At 63.4% G+C, this 18064-nt stretch carries 19 protein-coding genes; 7 read left to right on the forward strand and 12 right to left on the reverse strand.

What is annotated here, in order from left to right; genetic code table 11:
* Nucleotides 1–34 precede the first annotated feature (34 nt).
* From OO258_RS06365 to OO258_RS06405, 9 genes are all read right to left on the reverse strand, one after another.
* Complete coding sequence (locus OO258_RS06365) at nucleotides 35–1195, reverse strand: D-alanyl-D-alanine carboxypeptidase family protein (protein ID WP_266029277.1); 1161 nt, start codon at nucleotides 1193–1195, stop codon at nucleotides 35–37.
* Between the two features lie 218 nt (nucleotides 1196–1413).
* Complete coding sequence (locus OO258_RS06370) at nucleotides 1414–2415, reverse strand: septal ring lytic transglycosylase RlpA family protein (protein WP_266029278.1); 1002 nt, start codon at nucleotides 2413–2415, stop codon at nucleotides 1414–1416.
* Entirely contained in the window at nucleotides 2415–3425 is a 1011-nt protein-coding gene (mltB, locus tag OO258_RS06375; protein ID WP_266029279.1) for a lytic murein transglycosylase B, read from the reverse strand. Before mltB ends, OO258_RS06370 begins: the two co-directional genes overlap by 1 nt.
* Before the next feature lie 17 nt (nucleotides 3426–3442).
* Nucleotides 3443–4546: a rod shape-determining protein RodA gene (rodA, locus tag OO258_RS06380; protein WP_009685828.1), complete on the reverse strand. Its 1104-nt coding sequence runs from the start codon at nucleotides 4544–4546 to the stop codon at nucleotides 3443–3445.
* Between the two features lie 38 nt (nucleotides 4547–4584).
* Nucleotides 4585–6474 carry a penicillin-binding protein 2 gene (mrdA, locus tag OO258_RS06385; protein WP_266029280.1) on the reverse strand — a complete coding sequence of 630 codons (1890 nt, stop codon included), beginning with the start codon at nucleotides 6472–6474 and terminating at the stop codon, nucleotides 4585–4587.
* Nucleotides 6475–6490: 16 nt separating this feature from the next.
* Nucleotides 6491–6958, reverse strand: coding sequence for a 23S rRNA (pseudouridine(1915)-N(3))-methyltransferase RlmH (gene rlmH, locus OO258_RS06390; protein WP_003249722.1), 468 nt, complete (start codon nucleotides 6956–6958; stop codon nucleotides 6491–6493).
* A 10-nt stretch (nucleotides 6959–6968) separates the two neighbouring features.
* Nucleotides 6969–7388, reverse strand: coding sequence for a ribosome silencing factor (gene rsfS / locus OO258_RS06395; protein WP_266029281.1), 420 nt, complete (start codon nucleotides 7386–7388; stop codon nucleotides 6969–6971).
* A 43-nt stretch (nucleotides 7389–7431) separates the two neighbouring features.
* Nucleotides 7432–8091 (reverse strand): nicotinate-nucleotide adenylyltransferase, encoded by a 660-nt coding sequence (gene nadD / locus OO258_RS06400; RefSeq protein WP_110746026.1) that lies wholly within the window; start codon nucleotides 8089–8091, stop codon nucleotides 7432–7434.
* 1 nt (nucleotide 8092) lies between these two features.
* Nucleotides 8093–9364 carry a glutamate-5-semialdehyde dehydrogenase gene (locus OO258_RS06405; RefSeq protein WP_110746025.1) on the reverse strand — a complete coding sequence of 424 codons (1272 nt, stop codon included), beginning with the start codon at nucleotides 9362–9364 and terminating at the stop codon, nucleotides 8093–8095.
* A gap of 297 nt (nucleotides 9365–9661) precedes the next feature.
* Between OO258_RS06405 and OO258_RS06410 the strand changes: the two genes are divergently transcribed.
* Nucleotides 9662–10330, forward strand: coding sequence for a DNA-3-methyladenine glycosylase (locus tag OO258_RS06410; RefSeq protein WP_266029283.1), 669 nt, complete (start codon nucleotides 9662–9664; stop codon nucleotides 10328–10330).
* Between the two features lie 2 nt (nucleotides 10331–10332).
* On the forward strand, nucleotides 10333–11649 hold the full coding sequence (locus OO258_RS06415; RefSeq protein ID WP_110746023.1) for a bifunctional DedA family/phosphatase PAP2 family protein: 1317 nt from the start codon (nucleotides 10333–10335) through the stop codon (nucleotides 11647–11649).
* 65 nt (nucleotides 11650–11714) lie between these two features.
* Here the strand turns inward: OO258_RS06415 and OO258_RS06420 are convergent, their stop codons facing one another.
* Genes OO258_RS06420 through OO258_RS06430 form a run of 3 tightly spaced genes read right to left on the reverse strand, consistent with a single transcriptional unit; the run spans nucleotide 11715 to nucleotide 13390 of the window.
* On the reverse strand, nucleotides 11715–12305 hold the full coding sequence (locus OO258_RS06420) for an LON peptidase substrate-binding domain-containing protein (protein ID WP_266029284.1): 591 nt from the start codon (nucleotides 12303–12305) through the stop codon (nucleotides 11715–11717).
* Between the two features lie 9 nt (nucleotides 12306–12314).
* Complete coding sequence (locus OO258_RS06425) at nucleotides 12315–13031, reverse strand: LrgB family protein (RefSeq protein WP_110746021.1); 717 nt, start codon at nucleotides 13029–13031, stop codon at nucleotides 12315–12317.
* Nucleotides 13028–13390, reverse strand: coding sequence for a CidA/LrgA family protein (locus OO258_RS06430; RefSeq protein WP_266029285.1), 363 nt, complete (start codon nucleotides 13388–13390; stop codon nucleotides 13028–13030). The genes OO258_RS06425 and OO258_RS06430 overlap by 4 nt, the downstream gene beginning before the upstream one ends.
* 143 nt (nucleotides 13391–13533) lie before the next feature.
* Here OO258_RS06430 and OO258_RS06435 point away from each other — a divergent pair, with 143 nt between their 5' ends.
* The 5 genes from OO258_RS06435 (at nucleotide 13534) to fis (ending at nucleotide 17989) form a co-directional block, all read left to right on the forward strand.
* Complete coding sequence (locus tag OO258_RS06435) at nucleotides 13534–13989, forward strand: MaoC family dehydratase (RefSeq protein WP_110746019.1); 456 nt, start codon at nucleotides 13534–13536, stop codon at nucleotides 13987–13989.
* A 175-nt stretch (nucleotides 13990–14164) separates the two neighbouring features.
* Complete coding sequence (gene prmA, locus OO258_RS06440) at nucleotides 14165–15043, forward strand: 50S ribosomal protein L11 methyltransferase (protein ID WP_110746018.1); 879 nt, start codon at nucleotides 14165–14167, stop codon at nucleotides 15041–15043.
* A gap of 42 nt (nucleotides 15044–15085) precedes the next feature.
* Nucleotides 15086–16450 (forward strand): DUF3426 domain-containing protein, encoded by a 1365-nt coding sequence (locus OO258_RS06445; RefSeq protein ID WP_266029286.1) that lies wholly within the window; start codon nucleotides 15086–15088, stop codon nucleotides 16448–16450.
* 208 nt (nucleotides 16451–16658) lie between these two features.
* The gene (gene dusB, locus OO258_RS06450) at nucleotides 16659–17672 is read left to right on the forward strand and encodes a tRNA dihydrouridine synthase DusB (protein ID WP_266029287.1); all 1014 of its coding nucleotides are present in this window, start codon (nucleotides 16659–16661) and stop codon (nucleotides 17670–17672) included.
* A complete protein-coding gene (gene fis / locus OO258_RS06455) occupies nucleotides 17669–17989 on the forward strand; it encodes a DNA-binding transcriptional regulator Fis (RefSeq protein ID WP_003249693.1) in 321 nt (106 codons plus the stop codon). Before dusB ends, fis begins: the two co-directional genes overlap by 4 nt.
* Nucleotides 17990–18064: the final 75 nt, after the last annotated feature.

An 18064-nucleotide genomic window follows, 5' to 3' on the forward strand; every position in this document is an offset into this window, starting at 1 on the left:
CCCGCCGGATCTGCGGGGGCTTGCAGGTCACGTATCAGTTGAACAAGCCATAGAAGAATAGACGGATGCTATCCCACATACGGCGGAAGAAACCACCTTCCTCGACACCATCGAGGGCGATCAGGTCGGCGCTGTGAACCACTTGCTCGTCCAGTTTGACTTCCACTTTACCGATCACGTCACCTTTGGCGATTGGTGCAGTAATTTGCGGGTTCATGGTCATGGAAGCCTGCAGGCGCTTCAATTGGCCTTTAGGCATAGTCATGGTCAGGTCGTCGGCCAGGCCCGCCTTGACGACACTGGAGGCGCCTTTCCAGACCGGTGCCTGGGTCAGCTCGGTGCCCTTCTGGTAGAAGGTCTGGGTTTCGAAGAAGCGGAAGCCATAGGTCAGCAGCTTCTGGGTCTCGGCAGCGCGCGACTGCTCGCTGTTGGTGCCGAACACCACGGCGATCAGGCGCTGGCCGTCGCGCACAGCCGAAGCCACCATGCAGTAGCCGGCTTCCTCGGTGTGGCCGGTTTTCAGGCCGTCGACCGTCTTGTCACGCCACAGCAGCAGGTTGCGGTTAGGCTGCTTGATGTTGTTCCAGAAGAACTCTTTCTGCGAGTAGATGGCGTAGTGGGCCGGGTCGACGTTGATGATCGCACGGGCCAGGATCGCCATGTCGTGGGCAGACGAGTAGTGCTCCGGGTTCGGCAGGCCGGTCGGGTTCATGAAGTGGCTATTGCTCATGCCCAAGTCGGCAGCCGTCTTGTTCATCATGTCGGCGAAGGCATCTTCGCTGCCGGCGATGTGCTCGGACAGGGCGACCGAGGCGTCGTTGCCGGACTGGATGATGATGCCGTGCAGCAGGTCGCTGACCGTTACCTGGCTGCCCACCTTGATGAACATGCGCGAACCGCCGGTACGCCAGGCGTTTTCGCTGACGGTAACCGGGTCATTCTCGCCGATCTGGCCACGACGGATGTCCAGGGTGGCGATGTAGGCGGTCATCAGCTTGGTCAGGCTGGCTGGCGGCAGGCGCTCGTCACCGTTGTTCTCGACCAGCACGTTGCCGCTGGACGCGTCCATGAGTACGTAGGACTTGGCTGCCAGTTGCGGTGGTGCAGGTGTCATCTGCTCAGCCGCGAAGGCGGCAGGCGTGATCAGCAGCAGTACAGGCAGGCAAAGTCGTTTGGCAAGGTTGGTGATGTTCATCCGTCTCTCGAAAATCGCTAATGGTCTGATGTTCCCTGGGCAAGATCATGTGCCCAGCGCCAGTCAGTCTAGTTTTATGGCCGAGGGCCTGGCCCAGCAAAGTGCGGCGTTATGTCACTGCGGGCAAAAGCCGACATTGTACATGCCTGCGCCCGGCAATTCATGACAAAACCGACAGTTTGGTGCTGCCTTCTCCGCGGGCAAGCCCGCGCCCACAGTCAGTCAGCTGTGACCAGCTTGGCCTGCCCCAAGTTCGCCAGGCGAATGCTGTCTTGAGCCTGTTGTATCTCGCCTTGGCTGCCGATCGGCCCCAGGCGCACCCGATGCAGGGTCTGCTGGTTGCGCACGATAGAGCTGATGAATACCGGCGCGCTGACCATGGTGCTGAGCTTGGACCGCAGCAACTCGGCGGCGTCCGGGTTGGCGAAGGCCCCCACCTGCAGGAAGCTGCCGCCGTTGCCGCCAGGTACGTTGTTGCCACCCACCTGCACCGGCACCACCGGCGCCGCGTGCTGCTGTGGCGGCGGGGTCCATTGCTCGACACGACCGGTACTGGCCGGGATCGCCTGGGTCTGCGCCACTTGCGGTTCCTTCAGCACCATCGGCGGGGTCTGGCCACGCTGGGCCCACCACTGCTGCGGGTCGATGCCCTCGACACGCACGTGCGCGGTACCGATCTCGGCATAACCGAGCTTTTTTGCCGCAGCGTAGGACAAATCGATGATGCGGTCGGAATAGAACGGGCCACGGTCGTTGACCCGCAGGATGACGCTGCGGTTATTGGCGAGGTTGGTCACCTTGACGTAGGCCGGCAGGGGCAGGGTCTTGTGAGCCGCGCTCATGCCATACAGGTCGTACAGTTCGCCGTTGGCGGTGTTCTGCCCATGGAACTTGGTGCCGTACCACGACGCGGTGCCCTCGGCGCGGTAGTTGCGCGAGTCCTGCATCGGGTAATAGGTCTTGCCCAACACCGTATACGGGTTGGCCTTGTAGTTGCCGGTGTGCACGGTCGGCGTGGCGTCGGGGATCTTGTTCACATCCACGTCCCACCACGGTGCGCCGTCCTTGTGGGCCCGGTTGATGTCCAGGCCCGGCTGGCTACGCACGACGTTGCCGCTGCTTTGCTGGGTCGGGCGATTGGAGGAGCAGCTGGCCAGCACCACGCCGACGGCGAGGCAGGTCAGCAGCTTGAAAGAGTTGCCAGAGATGATTGCGCGCATTACTTGACGCCCCGTACTTGAACCAGCTGTTCCGCAAGCTGATGCACTGCCATGGCATACATCACGCTGCGGTTGTAGCGAGTGATCGCGTAGAAGTTCTTCAGCCCCATCCAGTACTCGGGGCCACTATCGCCTTCAAGACGGAAGGCTGTAACCGGCAGATCATCGCGCAGCGAATCATGAACCGACCAGCCAAGCGCGCGCAACTCCCCGACCGTCTTGACCGGCTCGATGCCAGTGGTCAAGCCCTCGTCGGCCCGCGCACCCTCGACCCAGGCACGGCTGACCACGCCCTCCCCGGCCACCCAGCCGTGGCGCTTGAAGTAGCTGGCGACGCTGCCGATGGCATCGTCCGGGTTGTTCCAGATATTGATGTGGCCGTCGCCGTCAAAGTCCACCGCGTAGTTGCGGAAGCTGCTTGGCATGAACTGCGGCAGGCCCATGGCCCCTGCATAGGAGCCCTTGAGTGTCAGCGGATCGAGCTGCTCATCACGGGCCAGCAACAAGAACTCGCGCAGCTCCTTGCGGAAGAATTCGGCCCGCGGCGGGTAGTCGAAGCCCAGGGTCGACAGCGCATCGATCACCCGGTAATTGCCGGTATTGCGGCCAAAGAAGGTTTCGACGCCGATGATGGCGACGATGTACTGCGCCGGTACGCCGTATTCCTGCTCGGCGCGGGCCAGCACAGCCTCGTGCTGGCGCCAGAAGTCCACACCGCGGGCGATGCGCGCGTCGGTAATGAACATCGGCCGGTAGTCCTTCCACGGCTTGACCCGTTCGGCCGGACGCGAAATGGCGTCGAGGATCGACTGCTTGCGCTGTACCTCACTGAACACACCCATCAGTTGCTCAGGGGCAAAACCGTAATCGCGGCTCATTTCGCCAACGAACGCGGCCACCTGTGGCGAGCCCTGATAATCGCCGGCATGGGCCAGCTGTACAGCGCCGAACAGGCCCACCGCGCCGATCCACGGCACACAACGGGCAGCCCAGTTACGCACTGCTTGCATGAAATTGTTCACCTTATTCAAACCTGCGCGATCCATTTGCGGTGCGTGTGGATCGACATCAGCACGCCAAACGCTGACAGCAGCGTCACCAACGATGTTCCGCCATAGCTGATGAAGGGCAGCGGCACGCCCACCACGGGCAGAAGGCCGCTGACCATTCCGATATTGACGAACACGTATACAAAGAAGGTCATGGTCAGGCTGCCCGCCAGCAGCTTGCCGAACAGGGTCTGCGCCTGGGCGGTGATCATCAGGCCACGGCCGATGAGCAGCAGGTAGACAATCAGCAGCAGGCAGATGCCGACCAGGCCGAACTCCTCGCCGAGCACGGCAATGATGAAGTCGGTATGGCTTTCCGGAAGGAAGTCCAGGTGCGACTGGGTGCCGAGCAGCCAGCCCTTGCCGAACACCCCGCCCGAGCCGATCGCCGCCTTGGACTGGATGATGTTCCAGCCGGTGCCCAACGGGTCGCTTTCCGGGTCGAGAAAGGTCAGCACCCGCTGTTTCTGGTAGTCGTGCATGACGAAGAACCACATCGCCACCGCCACCGGCACCGCCGCCGCCAGCACGCTGAGGATCCAGCGCCAGCGCAGCCCGCCCATGAACAGCACGAAGGCGCCGGAGGCGAGGATCAGCAGCGCCGTACCCAGGTCGGGCTGGCGCACGATCAGGATGAACGGCACACCGATCAGCACCAGGCTGATCGCCACATGTTTCAAGTGCGGCGGCAATGTGCGCTTGGACAAGTACCAGGCAATGGTCGCCGGCATGATGATCTTCATGAACTCCGACGGCTGGAAGCGGATCACCCCGGGGATGTTGATCCAGCGCGTGGCACCCATGGCGTTATGGCCCATCACGTCCACCACCACCAGCAACAGCACCCCGGTCAGGTAGGCCAAGGGCACCCAGCGGGCCATGAAACGCGGCTCCAGCTGGGCGATGACGAACATCGACACCAGCCCGATACCGAACGACGTGGCCTGTTTGAGCAGCAGGTCCCAGTTCTTGCCACTGGCCGAATACAGCACGAACAGGCTGCCGGCTGCGAGGGTCAGCAGGATGATCAGCAAGGGGCCGTCGACATGGATGCGCTGCAGAAAGCTGGCGCGCCGACGCATCACATCCTCGCTGGAGAGCATGCGATCGAAATTGTTCATCACAGGGACGATTCCTGGGTAACGGTGGCTGGCGCGAACTCGGGCTTGAGCCGGCCGTTTTCGTCGAGCAGCCAGGCGTCCATGATCTGGCGGACCACGGGCGCCGCGACACCGGAGCCGGACTCACCGTTCTCGACCATCACCGAGACCACGATCTTCGGGTCATCGGCCGGGGCAAAGGCGACGAACAGTGCGTGGTCGCGGTGGCGCTCCTGGAGTTTGTTGCGGTCGTACTTCTCGCCCTGCTTGATCGCCACCACCTGGGCGGTACCGCTCTTGCCGGCAATGCGGTACTGGGCACCAACAGCAGCCTTGCGCGCGGTACCACGGGCGTTGTGCATCACCTGCTCCATGCCATGGGTAACCTTGGCCCAGTCTGACTTGTCACGCAGCACGATGTTTTCCATCGGGTTCTCGTCCACCGGCGGCTGGCCCTCGATGGTCTTGGCCAGATGCGGGCGGTTCCACACGCCTTTGTTGGCGATCAGTGCAGTCGCTTGGGCAAGTTGCAGCGGCGTGGCCTGCATGTAGCCCTGGCCGATGCCGAGAATCAGGGTTTCGCCAGGGAACCAGGCCTGGCGACGAGTGGCGCGCTTCCATTCGCGCGACGGCATCAACCCGGAGGATTCCTCGAACATGTCGAGGGAAACCCGCTGGCCAATGCCGAATTTGTTCATGTAGCTGGACAGCCGATCGATGCCCATCTTGTGCGCAAGATCGTAGAAGTAGGTGTCGTTGGAACGCATGATCGCGGTGTCCAGATCGACCCAGCCATCGCCGGAGCGGTTCCAGTTACGGTACTTGTGATCGTAGTTGGGCAACTGGTAGTAGCCTGGGTCGAACACCCGGCTGCCGGCATTGACCACGCCACTGTCGAGGCCGGCGATGGCCACGGCCGGCTTGATGGTCGAACCGGGCGGGTACAGCCCGCGCAACACGCGGTTGAACAGCGGCCGGTCGATCGAGTCGCGCAGCTCGGCATAGGCCTTGAAGCTGATGCCGGTGACGAACAGGTTGGGATCGAAGCTTGGCTGGCTGACCATCGCCAGCACCTCACCGGTACGCGGGTCGAGCGCCACCACCGCGCCACGCCGGCCACCCAGAGCGGCTTCGGCGGCCTCCTGCAGCTTGATGTCCAGGCTCAGCACAATGTCCTTGCCCGGCTTGGGGTCGGTGCGCTTGAGCACCCGCAGCACCCTGCCACGGGCGTTGGTCTCGACCTCCTCGTAACCCACCTGGCCATGCAAGGCGTCCTCGTAGAAGCGCTCGATGCCGGTCTTGCCAATGTGGTGGGTGCCGCTGTAGTTGACCGGATCGAGGGTTTTAAGCTCTTTCTCGTTGATCCGCCCCACATAACCCACAGAATGCGCGAAATGCGCACCCTGCGGGTAATGCCGCACCAACTGGGCCACCACTTCCACGCCTGGCAGGCGGAACTGGTTTACCGCGACCCGGGCGATCTGCTCTTCGTTGAGCTCGAACAGGATCGGCACCGGCTCGAACGGCCGGCGCCCCTGGCGCATACGCTTCTCGAACAACGCCCGGTCGTCGTCGGTCAGTTCCAGCACTTCGACGATGGTGTCCAGCACTTCCTGCCAATTACCGGCACGTTCGCGGGTCATCGACAGGCTAAAGCTGGGCCGGTTGTCGGCCACGATCACACCATTACGGTCGAAGATCAGCCCGCGTGTCGGCGGAATCGGCTGCACATGCACCCGGTTGTTTTCCGACAGCGTCGAGTGGTAGTCGTACTGGATGATCTGCAAGTAGTACAGCCGCGCAATCAACACGCAGATGAGCAACATGATCGCCACTGCGCCGACCACGACGCGGTTGCGCACCAGGCGGGCGTCTTTCTCGTGGTCCTTGAGACGGATCGGCTGCGACATCGGACGGCTTACAGGCTCATTTGTGGTAAGGGTGCCCGGACAACACGGTCCAGGCGCGGTAGATCTGCTCGCCGATGAGTATCCTTACCAACGGGTGCGGCAGGGTCAGCGGCGACAGCGACCAACGTTGCTCAGCGCGCGCGCAAACCTCCGGCGCCAGGCCTTCCGGGCCCCCCACCATCAAATTTACCGTGCGCGCATCGAGCCGCCAGCGGTCCAGCTCGGTGGCCAGCTGCTCGGTACTCCACGGCTTGCCATGGACCTCGAGGGTAACGATGCGTTCCCCGGGCTGCACCTTGCTCAGCATGGCTTCGCCCTCCTGACGGATCAGGCGGGCGACATCGGCATTCTTGCCACGGGTGTTCAGCGGGATTTCCACCAGCTCCAGCGACAGCTCGGCAGGCAGGCGCTTGGCATATTCATGCCAGCCTTCCTCGACCCACTTCGGCATGCGCGAGCCGACCGCGATCAGGCGCAGACGCACAGCGCTTTCCTTATTCGCGGTTTTTGAGCTTGTCGGAGTACTCGTGGGCATGGTCCGGGCTGTGGTGCTTGCCATCGGCGGCACGGCTTTGCTCGGCACCCTGCCACAGGCGCTCCAGGTCGTAGAACTGACGGGCGGCGGCGGTCATCATGTGCACGATGACGTCGTTCAGGTCCAGCAGTACCCAGTCGCTGTCACCCTTGCCTTCTTCGCCCAGTGGCTGGGCGCCCTTGGCCTTGACGGCTTCGCGAACCTTTTCGGCCATCGCGTTGATCTGGCGGTTGGAGGTACCGGTGGCAATGATCATGTAGTCGGTCAGGCTGTGCTTGTCGCGCACGTCGATGACCTGGATATCCTGGGCCTTGACGTCTTCCAGCGCTGCCTTGGTCACTGCGACCAGTTCTTCGCCGTAAATTTTCTGCTTGGTCATATAAAACTCGTTCAACTCGTTGGATGAGGCGCCAGAGGCACCGTCAGTTAGGCGCACGATACAGTTCGTGCGCCTCGATGTAGGCCAGTACGGCGTCCGGCACCAGGAACCTCACCGATTTGCCGCTGGCCAGCAGCTGTCGGATCTGTGTAGCCGACACCGCAAGCGGTGTCTGCCAGACGAACGAAATATTTCCCGCCGGGCCGGACATGGCGGTGGGATCGCTCTCCGAGCGCGCAGCCAGCAGGTTGCGCAGCTCGTCAGGGGGTTCTACGTCGGCATCCGGGCGTTGCAGCACCAGGATGTGACAATGTTGCAGCAGTTCTTCCCAGCGATGCCAGGCAGGCAGGCCGCAGAAGGCATCCCAGCCAAGCACCAGGAACAGCTGGTCGTGGCCGGCCAGTTCGGCGCGGATCGATTCCAGCGTATCGATGGTGTACGACGGCTTGTCCCGCTCCAGCTCGCGGGCATCGACGCTCAGGCAGTCGACGCCCTGCACTGCTTGGCGAACCATGGCCAGGCGATCCAGCGCGGCGACTTGCGGGGTATCGCGGTGCGGCGGCCGGGCGTTGGGCAACAGGCGCAGCTCGTCCAGCCCCATGAACTCGGCCACTTCCAGCGCGCTGCGCAGGTGGCCGATGTGCACGGGGTCGAAGGTGCCGCCTAGAATGCCGATGCGCCGGACTACCTGGGCCTTGCTCAACTCAGCAGGACCCCTGGCCGCGCAGCTGGCCGTCGCCGATCACCACGTACTTCTCGCAGGTCAGGCCTTCCAGGCCGACCGGGCCGCGAGCATGCAGCTTGTCGGTGGAAATACCGATTTCCGCGCCGAGACCGTACTCGAAGCCATCGGCAAAGCAGGTCGGGGTGTTCAGCATGACCGAGGCCGAATCGACTTCGGCCATGAATTGGCGGGCCTCACCCTGATGTTCGCTGATGATCGAATCAGTGTGGTGCGAGCCGTAATGGTTGATGTGCTCGATCGCCTGGTCCAGGCCGTCGACGACGCGAATCGACAGGATCGCGTCGAGGTACTCGGTGTGCCAGTCGTCTTCGGTGGCGGGCTTGGCGTCGATGAACGCACGGGTGCGCTCACAACCACGCAGCTCCACGCCTTTTTCCTGGAAGCGGCGGGCCATTTCCGGCAGGAAGCGCTCGGCAACCTGCTGGTCGACCAGCAGCGTTTCCATCGCGCCGCAGATGCCGTACCGGTAAGTCTTCGCGTTGAAGGCCACGTTCCAGGCCTTGTCCAGGTCAGCATGCTGGCTGACGTAAACGTGGCAGATACCGTCCAGATGCTTGATAACCGGTACGCGGGCGTCGCGGCTGATGCGCTCGATCAGGCCACGGCCACCGCGCGGCACGATGACATCGACGAACTCGGGCATGCTGATCAGGGCGCCCACGGCTTCGCGGTCGGTGGTCTCGACCACTTGCACAACGGCCGCCGGCAGGCCGGCCTCGGCCAGGCCACGCTGGATGCAGGTGGCAATCGCGCGATTGGAATGGATGGCTTCGGAGCCGCCACGCAGAATGGTCGCGTTACCCGACTTCAGGCACAGGCTGGCGGCATCGATGGTCACGTTCGGACGCGATTCGTAGATGATCCCGATCACCCCCAGGGGTGTACGCATCTTGCCGACCTGGATACCCGATGGGCGGTAGCTCATGTCGCGGATGGCGCCGACCGGATCCGGCAGGCTGGCCACCTGGCGCAGGCCGGTGATCATACCGTCGATGCGGGCCGGGGTCAGCGCCAGGCGGTCGAGCAGCGCCGGCTCCAGGCCATTGGCGCGGCCAGCGGCCAGGTCCAGTTCGTTGGCGGCAGTGAGCTCGGCACGCGCGGCGTCCAGCGCATCGGCGGCGGCTTGCAGGGCGCGGTTCTTTTGCGCGGTGCTGGCACGGCCGATCACCCGGGAGGCCTCACGGGCAGCGCGACCCAGGCGGGTCATGTAGTCAAGAACGGACTCAGTCATGGGTTCGGTGTCTTGGCGAAGGGGAAATCGGCTGATTATAACTGCCGCGCAGGTGTACGCCCAGCGGCGGGTGGCGGATGGTAGAAAATGGGTGTTCGCCTGGAGGTGTTTGGCGCCTGTGAGATCGAGCGCCGCCCACGCGGCGCTCGATCTCACAGACACCCAACACCCCAAGGCGAACACCTCCAGCCCCCTACCAATGAAACATATGGATACCAATCAATCCCCCTGCAGGTTCAGCCTCGATTAAGCCATTCATTGCTATCATCCCCGCCTCCCCAGCCACGAACTGCCCGCATGCCAGCCCTGCCCGACAGCTTTTTCGACCGTGACGCCCAGACCCTGGCCAAGGCCCTGCTGGGCAAGGTCATCCGCCATCGCCAAGGCAACCTGTGGCTGGCCGCGCGCATCATCGAAACCGAGGCTTACTACCTGACCGACAAAGGCAGCCACGCCTCGCTCGGCTACACCGAAAAGCGCAAGGCACTGTTCCTCGACGGTGGGCACATCTACATGTACTACGCCCGCGGCGGCGACTCGCTGAACTTCAGCGCCCATGGCCCTGGCAACGCGGTGCTGATCAAATCGGCCTACCCTTGGCAGGACGACCTCTCGGGGCCCGACAGCCTGGCGCAGATGCAACTGAACAACCCCGATGCCAGCGGCAGGCTGCGCCCGGATGAGCGCCTGTGTGCCGGGCAGACCCTGCTGTGCCGCGCTCTGGGCCTGAAAGTGCCGCACTGGGACGCCCAGCGCTTCGACACCGGGCGCCTGTACGTGGAGGACTGCGGCAATGCCGTGCCGAAGGTGATCCAGGCCGCCCGCCTGGGCATCCCGCACGGGCGCGACGAACACTTGCCCTACCGCTTCGTCGATGCCGAATACGCCCGTTTCTGCACGCGGAACCCATTACGGCGCGGCCAAGTCGAAGGCCGCGATTTCTTCATTCTCGAACAAGGAAGCTGAACATGGGCGAATGGCTCGACAGCCTGACCGGCTGGCTCAGCGCCAACCCGCAGTGGCTTGGCGTGGCAATTTTCCTGGTGGCCTGCATTGAATGCCTGGCCATCGCCGGCATCATCGTGCCGGGCACCGTGTTGCTGTTCGCCGTTGCGGTGCTGGCCGGCAGCGGCGCCTTCAGCCTGGGCGAAACACTGCTGCTGGGCTTTCTCGGCGGGCTGCTGGGCGATGCCCTGTCGTATACCGTGGGCAAGCACTTCCACCAGAATATTCGGCGCTTGCCCTTGCTCCGCCACCACCCGGAATGGATCGGCAGCGCCGAAACGTACTTCCAGCGCTACGGTATCGCCAGCCTGCTGGTAGGCCGCTTCATCGGCCCGCTTCGGCCCATGCTGCCGATGGTCGCCGGCATGTTCGACATGCCGCTGCCGCGCTTCATTGCCGTCAGCCTGGTGGCCGGCGCCGGCTGGTCGGTGGCTTACCTGCTGCCTGGCTGGGCGACTGGCGCGGCCATGCGCCTACCGTTGCCTGAGGGCTTCTGGCTGGACGCCGGCATTATCGCCGGCACCCTGGCGGTGGTGATCGGCCTGAGCCTGAACAGCAGCATCCGCGACCAGCGCCACGGCACCCGCCTGGTCGCGGGGTTGAGTTTCCTCGCCCTGGCTGGGATTTTCCTCGGTTGGCCCTACCTGCACGAATTCGACCAAGGCGTGATGACGCTGGTACAGGAGCACCGCAGCCAGGCCATTGACGGCACTGTGGTGCTGGTCACTCGCCTGGGCGACTTCAAGACCCAGTTCTTCCTCGGTGGCTTGCTGACAGGCTTGCTGCTGCTTGCCCGGCAGTGGCGCCATGCGCTGTTCGCCGGGGGCGCCTTGATGGGTACAGCGCTCGCGAATGGCAGCCTTAAATGGCTGTTCGCCCGCGCCAGGCCCGAAGTACTGACCGACCCGCTGACCAGCTACAGCATGCCCAGCGGCCACAGCTCGGCGTCTTTTGCCTTTTTCCTGGTGATGGCGGTGCTGGCCGGGCGCGGTCAGCCGCCACGCATGCGCCTGACCTGGGTAATGCTGGGCTGCATTCCGGCGCTGGCGATCGCCCTGTCACGGGTATACCTGGGGGCGCACTGGCCAACCGACATTCTCGCCGGGGCCTTGCTGGCGTGCTGCGTGTGCGCGCTCAGCCTGACCTTGGTGCAGCAACAGCAGACGCTACCGGCCTTGCCGCAACGGGTGTGGTGGCTGGTGCTGCCGGCGTGTGTGGCGTTGCTGGCGTTCTTTGCCATGCATGCGTTGCCGCAGGCCTTGCTTAGATACCAATATTGATGCCGCCGGCATTGGCCTTTTCGCAGCACACGCTGCGGGGAGGCCGGCGCAGCCCCTGAAAAACGTCAGGCGAACAGCTCACCCTGAATCCGCTCCAGCAACTTCTGGATTTCCTCCAGCCGCTCTTGCGGCGAGTCAATGCTCAGCAAGTCCAGCTTGTCTTCTTCCATGAACGGCAACAGGTACGCCAGCTGGTTGGCCAGCGCCTGGCGCCCGTCCACCTGGCGCGGCATGTCCAGGGCTTCAACCATCGGATGCTCGCCCAGGGCCACCAGCAGCGCCAGCAGGTCGTCATCCGCCTCGAGCAACGGGCTGTCCGCCTGCTCGGGCAGCCATTGCACCTGCCCTACCAGCAATTGGTCCTTCTGCACCTCGGTGCTGTCCAGGTTGAAGCGCCGCACACCTTCAACGCGTATACCCAGCAGTCCGTTGTCCTGCTGCACGAAGTCGCGGATCACCGCTTCACAACCTATCGAGGCGACCACAGGCGGCGCCTTGCCGACCTGTTCGCCTTCAAGGATGCACACCACCCCGAAACCTTCGCCCTGCTTCATGCAGCGCCCGATCATGTCCAGGTAGCGCGCCTCGAAAATCTGCAAATCGAGGAAGCAGCCCGGAAACAGCACGGTATTGAGCGGAAACAGCGGTAGCGTCATCACAACTCCTCAAGCCACAAGGCTGACCGCCAGCGGCAGAAACACCGCCGTGGCCACGCCCATCAGGCTCATCGCCAGCGCGGCAAAGGCGCCGCATTCGTCACTTTCCTGCAGGGCCACCGAAGTACCCACCGCGTGTGCGGTCACGCCCAGCGACATGCCACGCGCCTCGGGGCTGTGCACGCCAAAGCGGCTCAACAGCGCCGGGCCGAAGATCGCCCCGATCACCCCGGTGATCAGCACGAAAACCGCCGCCAGGGCCGCCACGCCGCCGATCTGCTCGGCCACCAGCATGGCAATGGGCGAAGTCACCGACTTGGGCGCCATGGTCATCAGGATCATGTGCTCGGCGCCGAACCACCAGCCTAGCAGCAGGCAGCACAAGGTGGCGAACAGGCCCCCGACTACCAGCGTAGTAAAGATGGGCCAGAACAATTGGCGAATACGCCGCAGGTTGAGATACAGCGGCACGGCCAGGGCCACGGTGGCAGGCCCAAGCAGGGTGTTCATGATTTCGGTGCTCTTGCGGTATTCGCCGTAGTCGAGGCCGCACACCAGCAGCACGCCGATCACCAGCAGCATCGACACCAGCACCGGCTGCAGGAAGATCCAGCGCGTCTTCTCGTAGGCTGCCAGCACCACCTGGTAGGCCGCCAGGGTAATACCGATACCGAACAAGGGATGATGCACGACCGCACTGAGGGTGCCTTGCCAGTCAAGCGTCATGGTTGCTCCTCACGCTTACCCTGGCGATGGATGAGCTTTTGCATCAACACACCGACAAAAACCAGGGTTAGCAGGCAGGAGATCAGCAAGGCGCCGGCAATCGCCCAGAAATCGGCGGCGATGTCTTTGGCATACACCATCACCCCCACGGCCGGTGGCACCAGCAACAGCGGCAGGTAGCGCAGCAGGCTGCCGGCTGCTTCGTTCAGCGGCTTACCGACTTCGCCACGGGCCATCAGGAAGCACAACAGCAGCAACAGGCCGATGATCGGCCCCGGCAGGAACGGCACCAACAGATGATTGATCGCCGTCCCCAGCAACTGGAACAGCACCAGCCAGGTCAAACCACGCAACAGCATAAGCATCTCCCTCGGGCATGGCCGTCATTATAAGCACGCGGGGCAATAGACCGATATTCGCCGAAAAGCGGGTAACTTGACTGAAGCGGTTCGCCGTGCTGATCTTGCACTTTCGTACCAACTGACAATCGGGAGAGTCCGCGATGCCCTATGTACCGGTTACAGAGCTTTCGCAATACGTTGGTAAGGAGCTGGGGCGCTCGGCTTGGCTGAAGATCGACCAGCAGCGCATCAACCTGTTCGCCGAGGCTACCGGCGACTTCCAGTTCATCCATGTTGACCCGGAAAAGGCAGCAAAAACACCGTTTGGCGGCACGATCGCCCATGGCTTTCTGACCTTGTCCCTGATACCCAAGCTGATCGAAGACATTCTGGTGCTGCCACAAGGCTTGAAGATGGTCGTGAACTACGGGCTGGACAGCGTTCGCTTCATCCAGCCAGTGAAGGTGAATAGCCAAGTGCGTTTGAAGGTGGACCTGGCCGAGGTGACGGAGAAAAAGCCGGGGCAGTGGCTGCTCAAGGCGATCGCCACACTGGAGATCGAGGGCGAAGACAAGCCTGCTTATATAGCTGAGTCGCTTTCGCTCTGCTTCGTCTGATGCGACCCTGAATAAATGCTGGAACACGGGGCCGCTTTGCGGCCCGATCGTGACGCAAGGCCGTCCCCACAAGGAGCGAGCCCGGCCTTCTCTACAAACCCCCCGCACTCGCGTAAACTGCCAGCCTTCGCGCAGCCTGGGGCTGCCTTCTGTCGATTTACCAAAGGTGCCCGCCATGCCTTGGCTGCAAGTACGCCTGGCCATCAGCCCGGAACAAGCCGAAACCTACGAAGATGCCCTGCTTGAAGTAGGCGCGGTCTCGGTCACGTTCATGGATGCCGAGGATCAACCGATTTTCGAGCCAGACCTGAACACCACCCCTCTGTGGTCACACACCCACCTGCTGGCCCTGTTCGAAGCCGATGCCGACCCTGAGCAGGTGTTCGCCCACCTGCGCCTGCTGACTGGCACCGCGTTGCCCGAGCACCAGGCCGAGGTGATCGAAGATCAGGACTGGGAGCGCAGCTGGATGGATAACTTCCAGCCGATGCGCTTCGGCCGTCGCCTGTGGATCGTGCCCAGCTGGCACGACGCCCCGGATAAAGCCGCCGTGAACCTGCTGCTGGACCCAGGCCTGGCCTTCGGCACCGGCACCCATCCCACCACCGCACTGTGCCTGGAATGGCTCGATGGCCAGCAGCTCGACGGCACCCAGGTGCTGGACTTCGGCTGCGGCTCGGGCATCCTCGCCATCGCTGCGCTGCTGCTGGGCGCCCGCGAAGCGGTGGGTACCGACATCGACGTGCAGGCCATCGAGGCCTCGCGCGACAACGCCCAGCGCAACGGCATTGCCGACGAGAAGCTGGCGCTGTACCTGCCCGAGCACATGCCGGCGATGCAAGCCGACGTGCTGGTCGCCAACATCCTTGCCGGCCCACTGGTGTCGCTGGCGCCGCAGCTGTCCGGCCTGGTCCGCCCAGGTGGCCTGCTGGCGCTGTCGGGCATCCTCGCCGAGCAGGGTGAAGAAGTGGCTGCCGCCTACGCTGCAGACTTCGACCTGGACCCGATCGTCGTCCGCGATGGCTGGGTACGCATCAGTGGTCGGCGCCGCTAAGCGGGCCTAGAATACTCTCTTGCACAGCTCCCGGATCGCCGCATGACCGACAGTTTCGTCACCCAGTGCCCGCATTGCCAGACCAGCTTTCGCGTCACCCACCACCAGTTGAGCGTGGCGCGTGGCGTGGTGCGTTGCGGCCACTGCCTGCAGGTGTTCAACGCCGCCAAGCAACTGCTGGAGCAAACCCGTGCCAATGCACCTGAGGTGCCGGTAGCGGCGCCGGCACCCGCGGCGCCTGCCGAGCCAGTGCCAGCGCCGGCGATTACCCCCGAACCTGTGAGCCGCGAGCGCAGCATAACGCCGGACGAGGAGTGGGCCCTCACTGCCCAAGCGCTGGACGCACTGGACCTCGACCAGGAACTGGCACGCCTGGAGCGGCGCGGCCAACCGGCCCCCGCACGCCCCGCCAATCCGGATAACGGGTTGCAGGCGCGGCGTGACGATCCGCACCCGGACGAGCATGCGCACGAGCACGGCCTGTTCGGCACTGCCACCGATGACCCTTTCGAGCCGCACCCTGCGGCAGAGCCCGCACCGGTGCTGCTTGAGCCGCAGCCCCACCCGCTGGACCTGCAGCCAGAACCTGGGGAGCGCACCGAGCCTACCCTGGGCAGCAATCTCGACCTGGACATCGATGAGGAGCCGCCCGTACACCGCGCAGCCGAAATCGATGACCAGCCCGCATTCAGCGAACCGCTGCGTGCCAGCGATGACGATATGCCGGAAAAAGGCCTGAGCGCCCGCGACGATGAGCCATTGCCGCTGCACCTGTCGGCGCACGATGACGACCCTGTCGAGGCGTTACCCGGCGAACGCCTGGAACCGGGCCTGGCCAGCAAACCCGAGCGCCCGTCGCGCAAGGAGCCGCTGGTCGATGTGGTCGACGACCCGCTGCAGCTGGGCTGGGAAAAGCCCGCGCCCAACTGGGGCAAGCGTCTGCTGTGGGGCTTCCTGACCCTGCTGGCCGCTGGCTTGCTGGCATTTCAGTATGTCTGGTTCCACTTCGACGAAATGGCCCGCCAGGACCAGTACCGGCCGATCTTCCAGCAAGTCTGCCCGCTGGTCGGCTGTCAGGTCCCCACCCGCGTCGACATTGCCCGGATCAAGAGCAGCAACCTGGTTGTGCGCAGTCACCCGGACTTCAAAGGTGCCCTGATCGTGGATGCGATCATCTACAACCGTGCGCCGTTCGCCCAGCCGTTCCCGCTGCTGGAGCTGCGCTTCGCCGACCTCAACGGCCAACTGATCGCCAGCCGCCGGTTCAAACCAAGCGAGTACCTGTCGGGAGAACTGGCCGGCCGTGGCGAAATGCCCAGCCAGACACCGATCCACATAGCCCTGGACATCCTTGACCCAGGCCCGAAGGCGGTCAACTACAGCCTGAGCTTCCGTTCGCCGGAATAACCAGCACATTTTCCACCTCTCGGGAGTGGCCTTGCGACCCATCGCGACGCAAGGCCTCACCCACGGGTCTGCGCCAACCAAAGCAAATGTCATAAGCCGACAACTGTTCAGATTTTATCCAAATCCATCTTTATCCGGTCACCGAGAGCGGGTATCATGCCAACCCTTTTTCGAACTCCAAGATTCGGCCCCACAACAGGGATCACCTATGTCGGCGGTACGCATCGGCCCATACACACTACGCAATAACCTGATCCTTGCGCCCATGGCCGGGGTTACGGACCAGCCTTTCCGTACACTTTGCCAGCGCCTGGGTGCCGGGATGGTGGTGTCGGAAATGGTCAGCAGCGACATGAGCCTGTGGAACAGCCGCAAGTCGAGCCTGCGCCGCATCCATGAAGGTGATCCCGAGCCCCGCTCGGTGCAGATCGCCGGCGGTGATGCGCAGATGATGGCTGCGGCGGCACGGGCCAACGTCGAAGCGGGCGCCCAGATCATCGATATCAACATGGGCTGCCCGGCAAAAAAAGTCTGCAACAAAGCGGCGGGCTCTGCTTTATTGAGAGATGAAGCCTTGGTCGGCGAGATCCTCCACGCCGTGGTCGGCGCTGTGGATGTTCCGGTGACCCTGAAAATCCGCACCGGCTGGGACCGGGCGAACAAGAACGGCCTGAACGTGGCGAAGATCGCCGAGCAGGCCGGCATCCAGGCGCTGGCGGTGCATGGCCGTACACGCGCCGACCTGTACACCGGCGAGGCCGAATACGACACCATCGCTGCCATCAAGCAGGCGGTGTCGATCCCGGTCTTTGCCAACGGCGATATCACCTCGCCAGAAAAGGCCCGGGCGGTGCTGGACGCCACCGGCGTCGATGGCCTGCTGATTGGTCGGGCTGCCCAGGGGCGGCCATGGATCTTTCGCGAGATCGAGCATTACCTGCGTACCGGCGAGCACTTGCCGGCGCCGCAGCTGGACGAAGTGGAACGCATCCTGCTAGAGCACCTGGCCGCGCTGCATGCCTTCTATGGCGATGTGATGGGCGTACGTATCGCCCGCAAGCACGTTGGCTGGTACCTGGCAACACGACCCGGCGGCAAGGAGTTTCGCTCCCGGTTCAACGCTTTGGAAGACACACAAGCGCAGTGCGCCAACGTTCGCGGTTTTTTCAGCGAGCGTCGACAGAGCCTTGAGACAGAGGACGGACAAGGGGTGGCCGCATGACGATGATGACCGAGAATTTTGTGAGTGGAACAACGCCCGTGAGCGACAACGCCAACCTGAAACAGCACCTGAACACGCCGAGCGAAGAGGGCCAGACCCTTCGCGACAGCGTCGAGAAGGCGCTGCACAACTACTTCGCCCATCTGGAAGGCGCGACCGTCACGGACGTGTACAACCTGGTGCTCTCCGAAGTCGAGGCGCCCCTGCTCGAAAGCGTGATGAACTACGTGAAGGGCAACCAGACCAAGGCCAGCGAGATGCTCGGGCTGAACCGAGGCACCCTGCGCAAGAAGCTCAAGCAGTACGACTTGTTGTAAGCCAGAATCCCAACCAGAAAAGGCGGCTCCCTGAACAGAGGCGCCTTTTTTGCTGACTCCACCGCGTTATTGGAA

Source organism: Pseudomonas sp. DCB_BI, from assembly GCF_026240995.1.
GTDB lineage: Bacteria > Pseudomonadota > Gammaproteobacteria > Pseudomonadales > Pseudomonadaceae > Aquipseudomonas.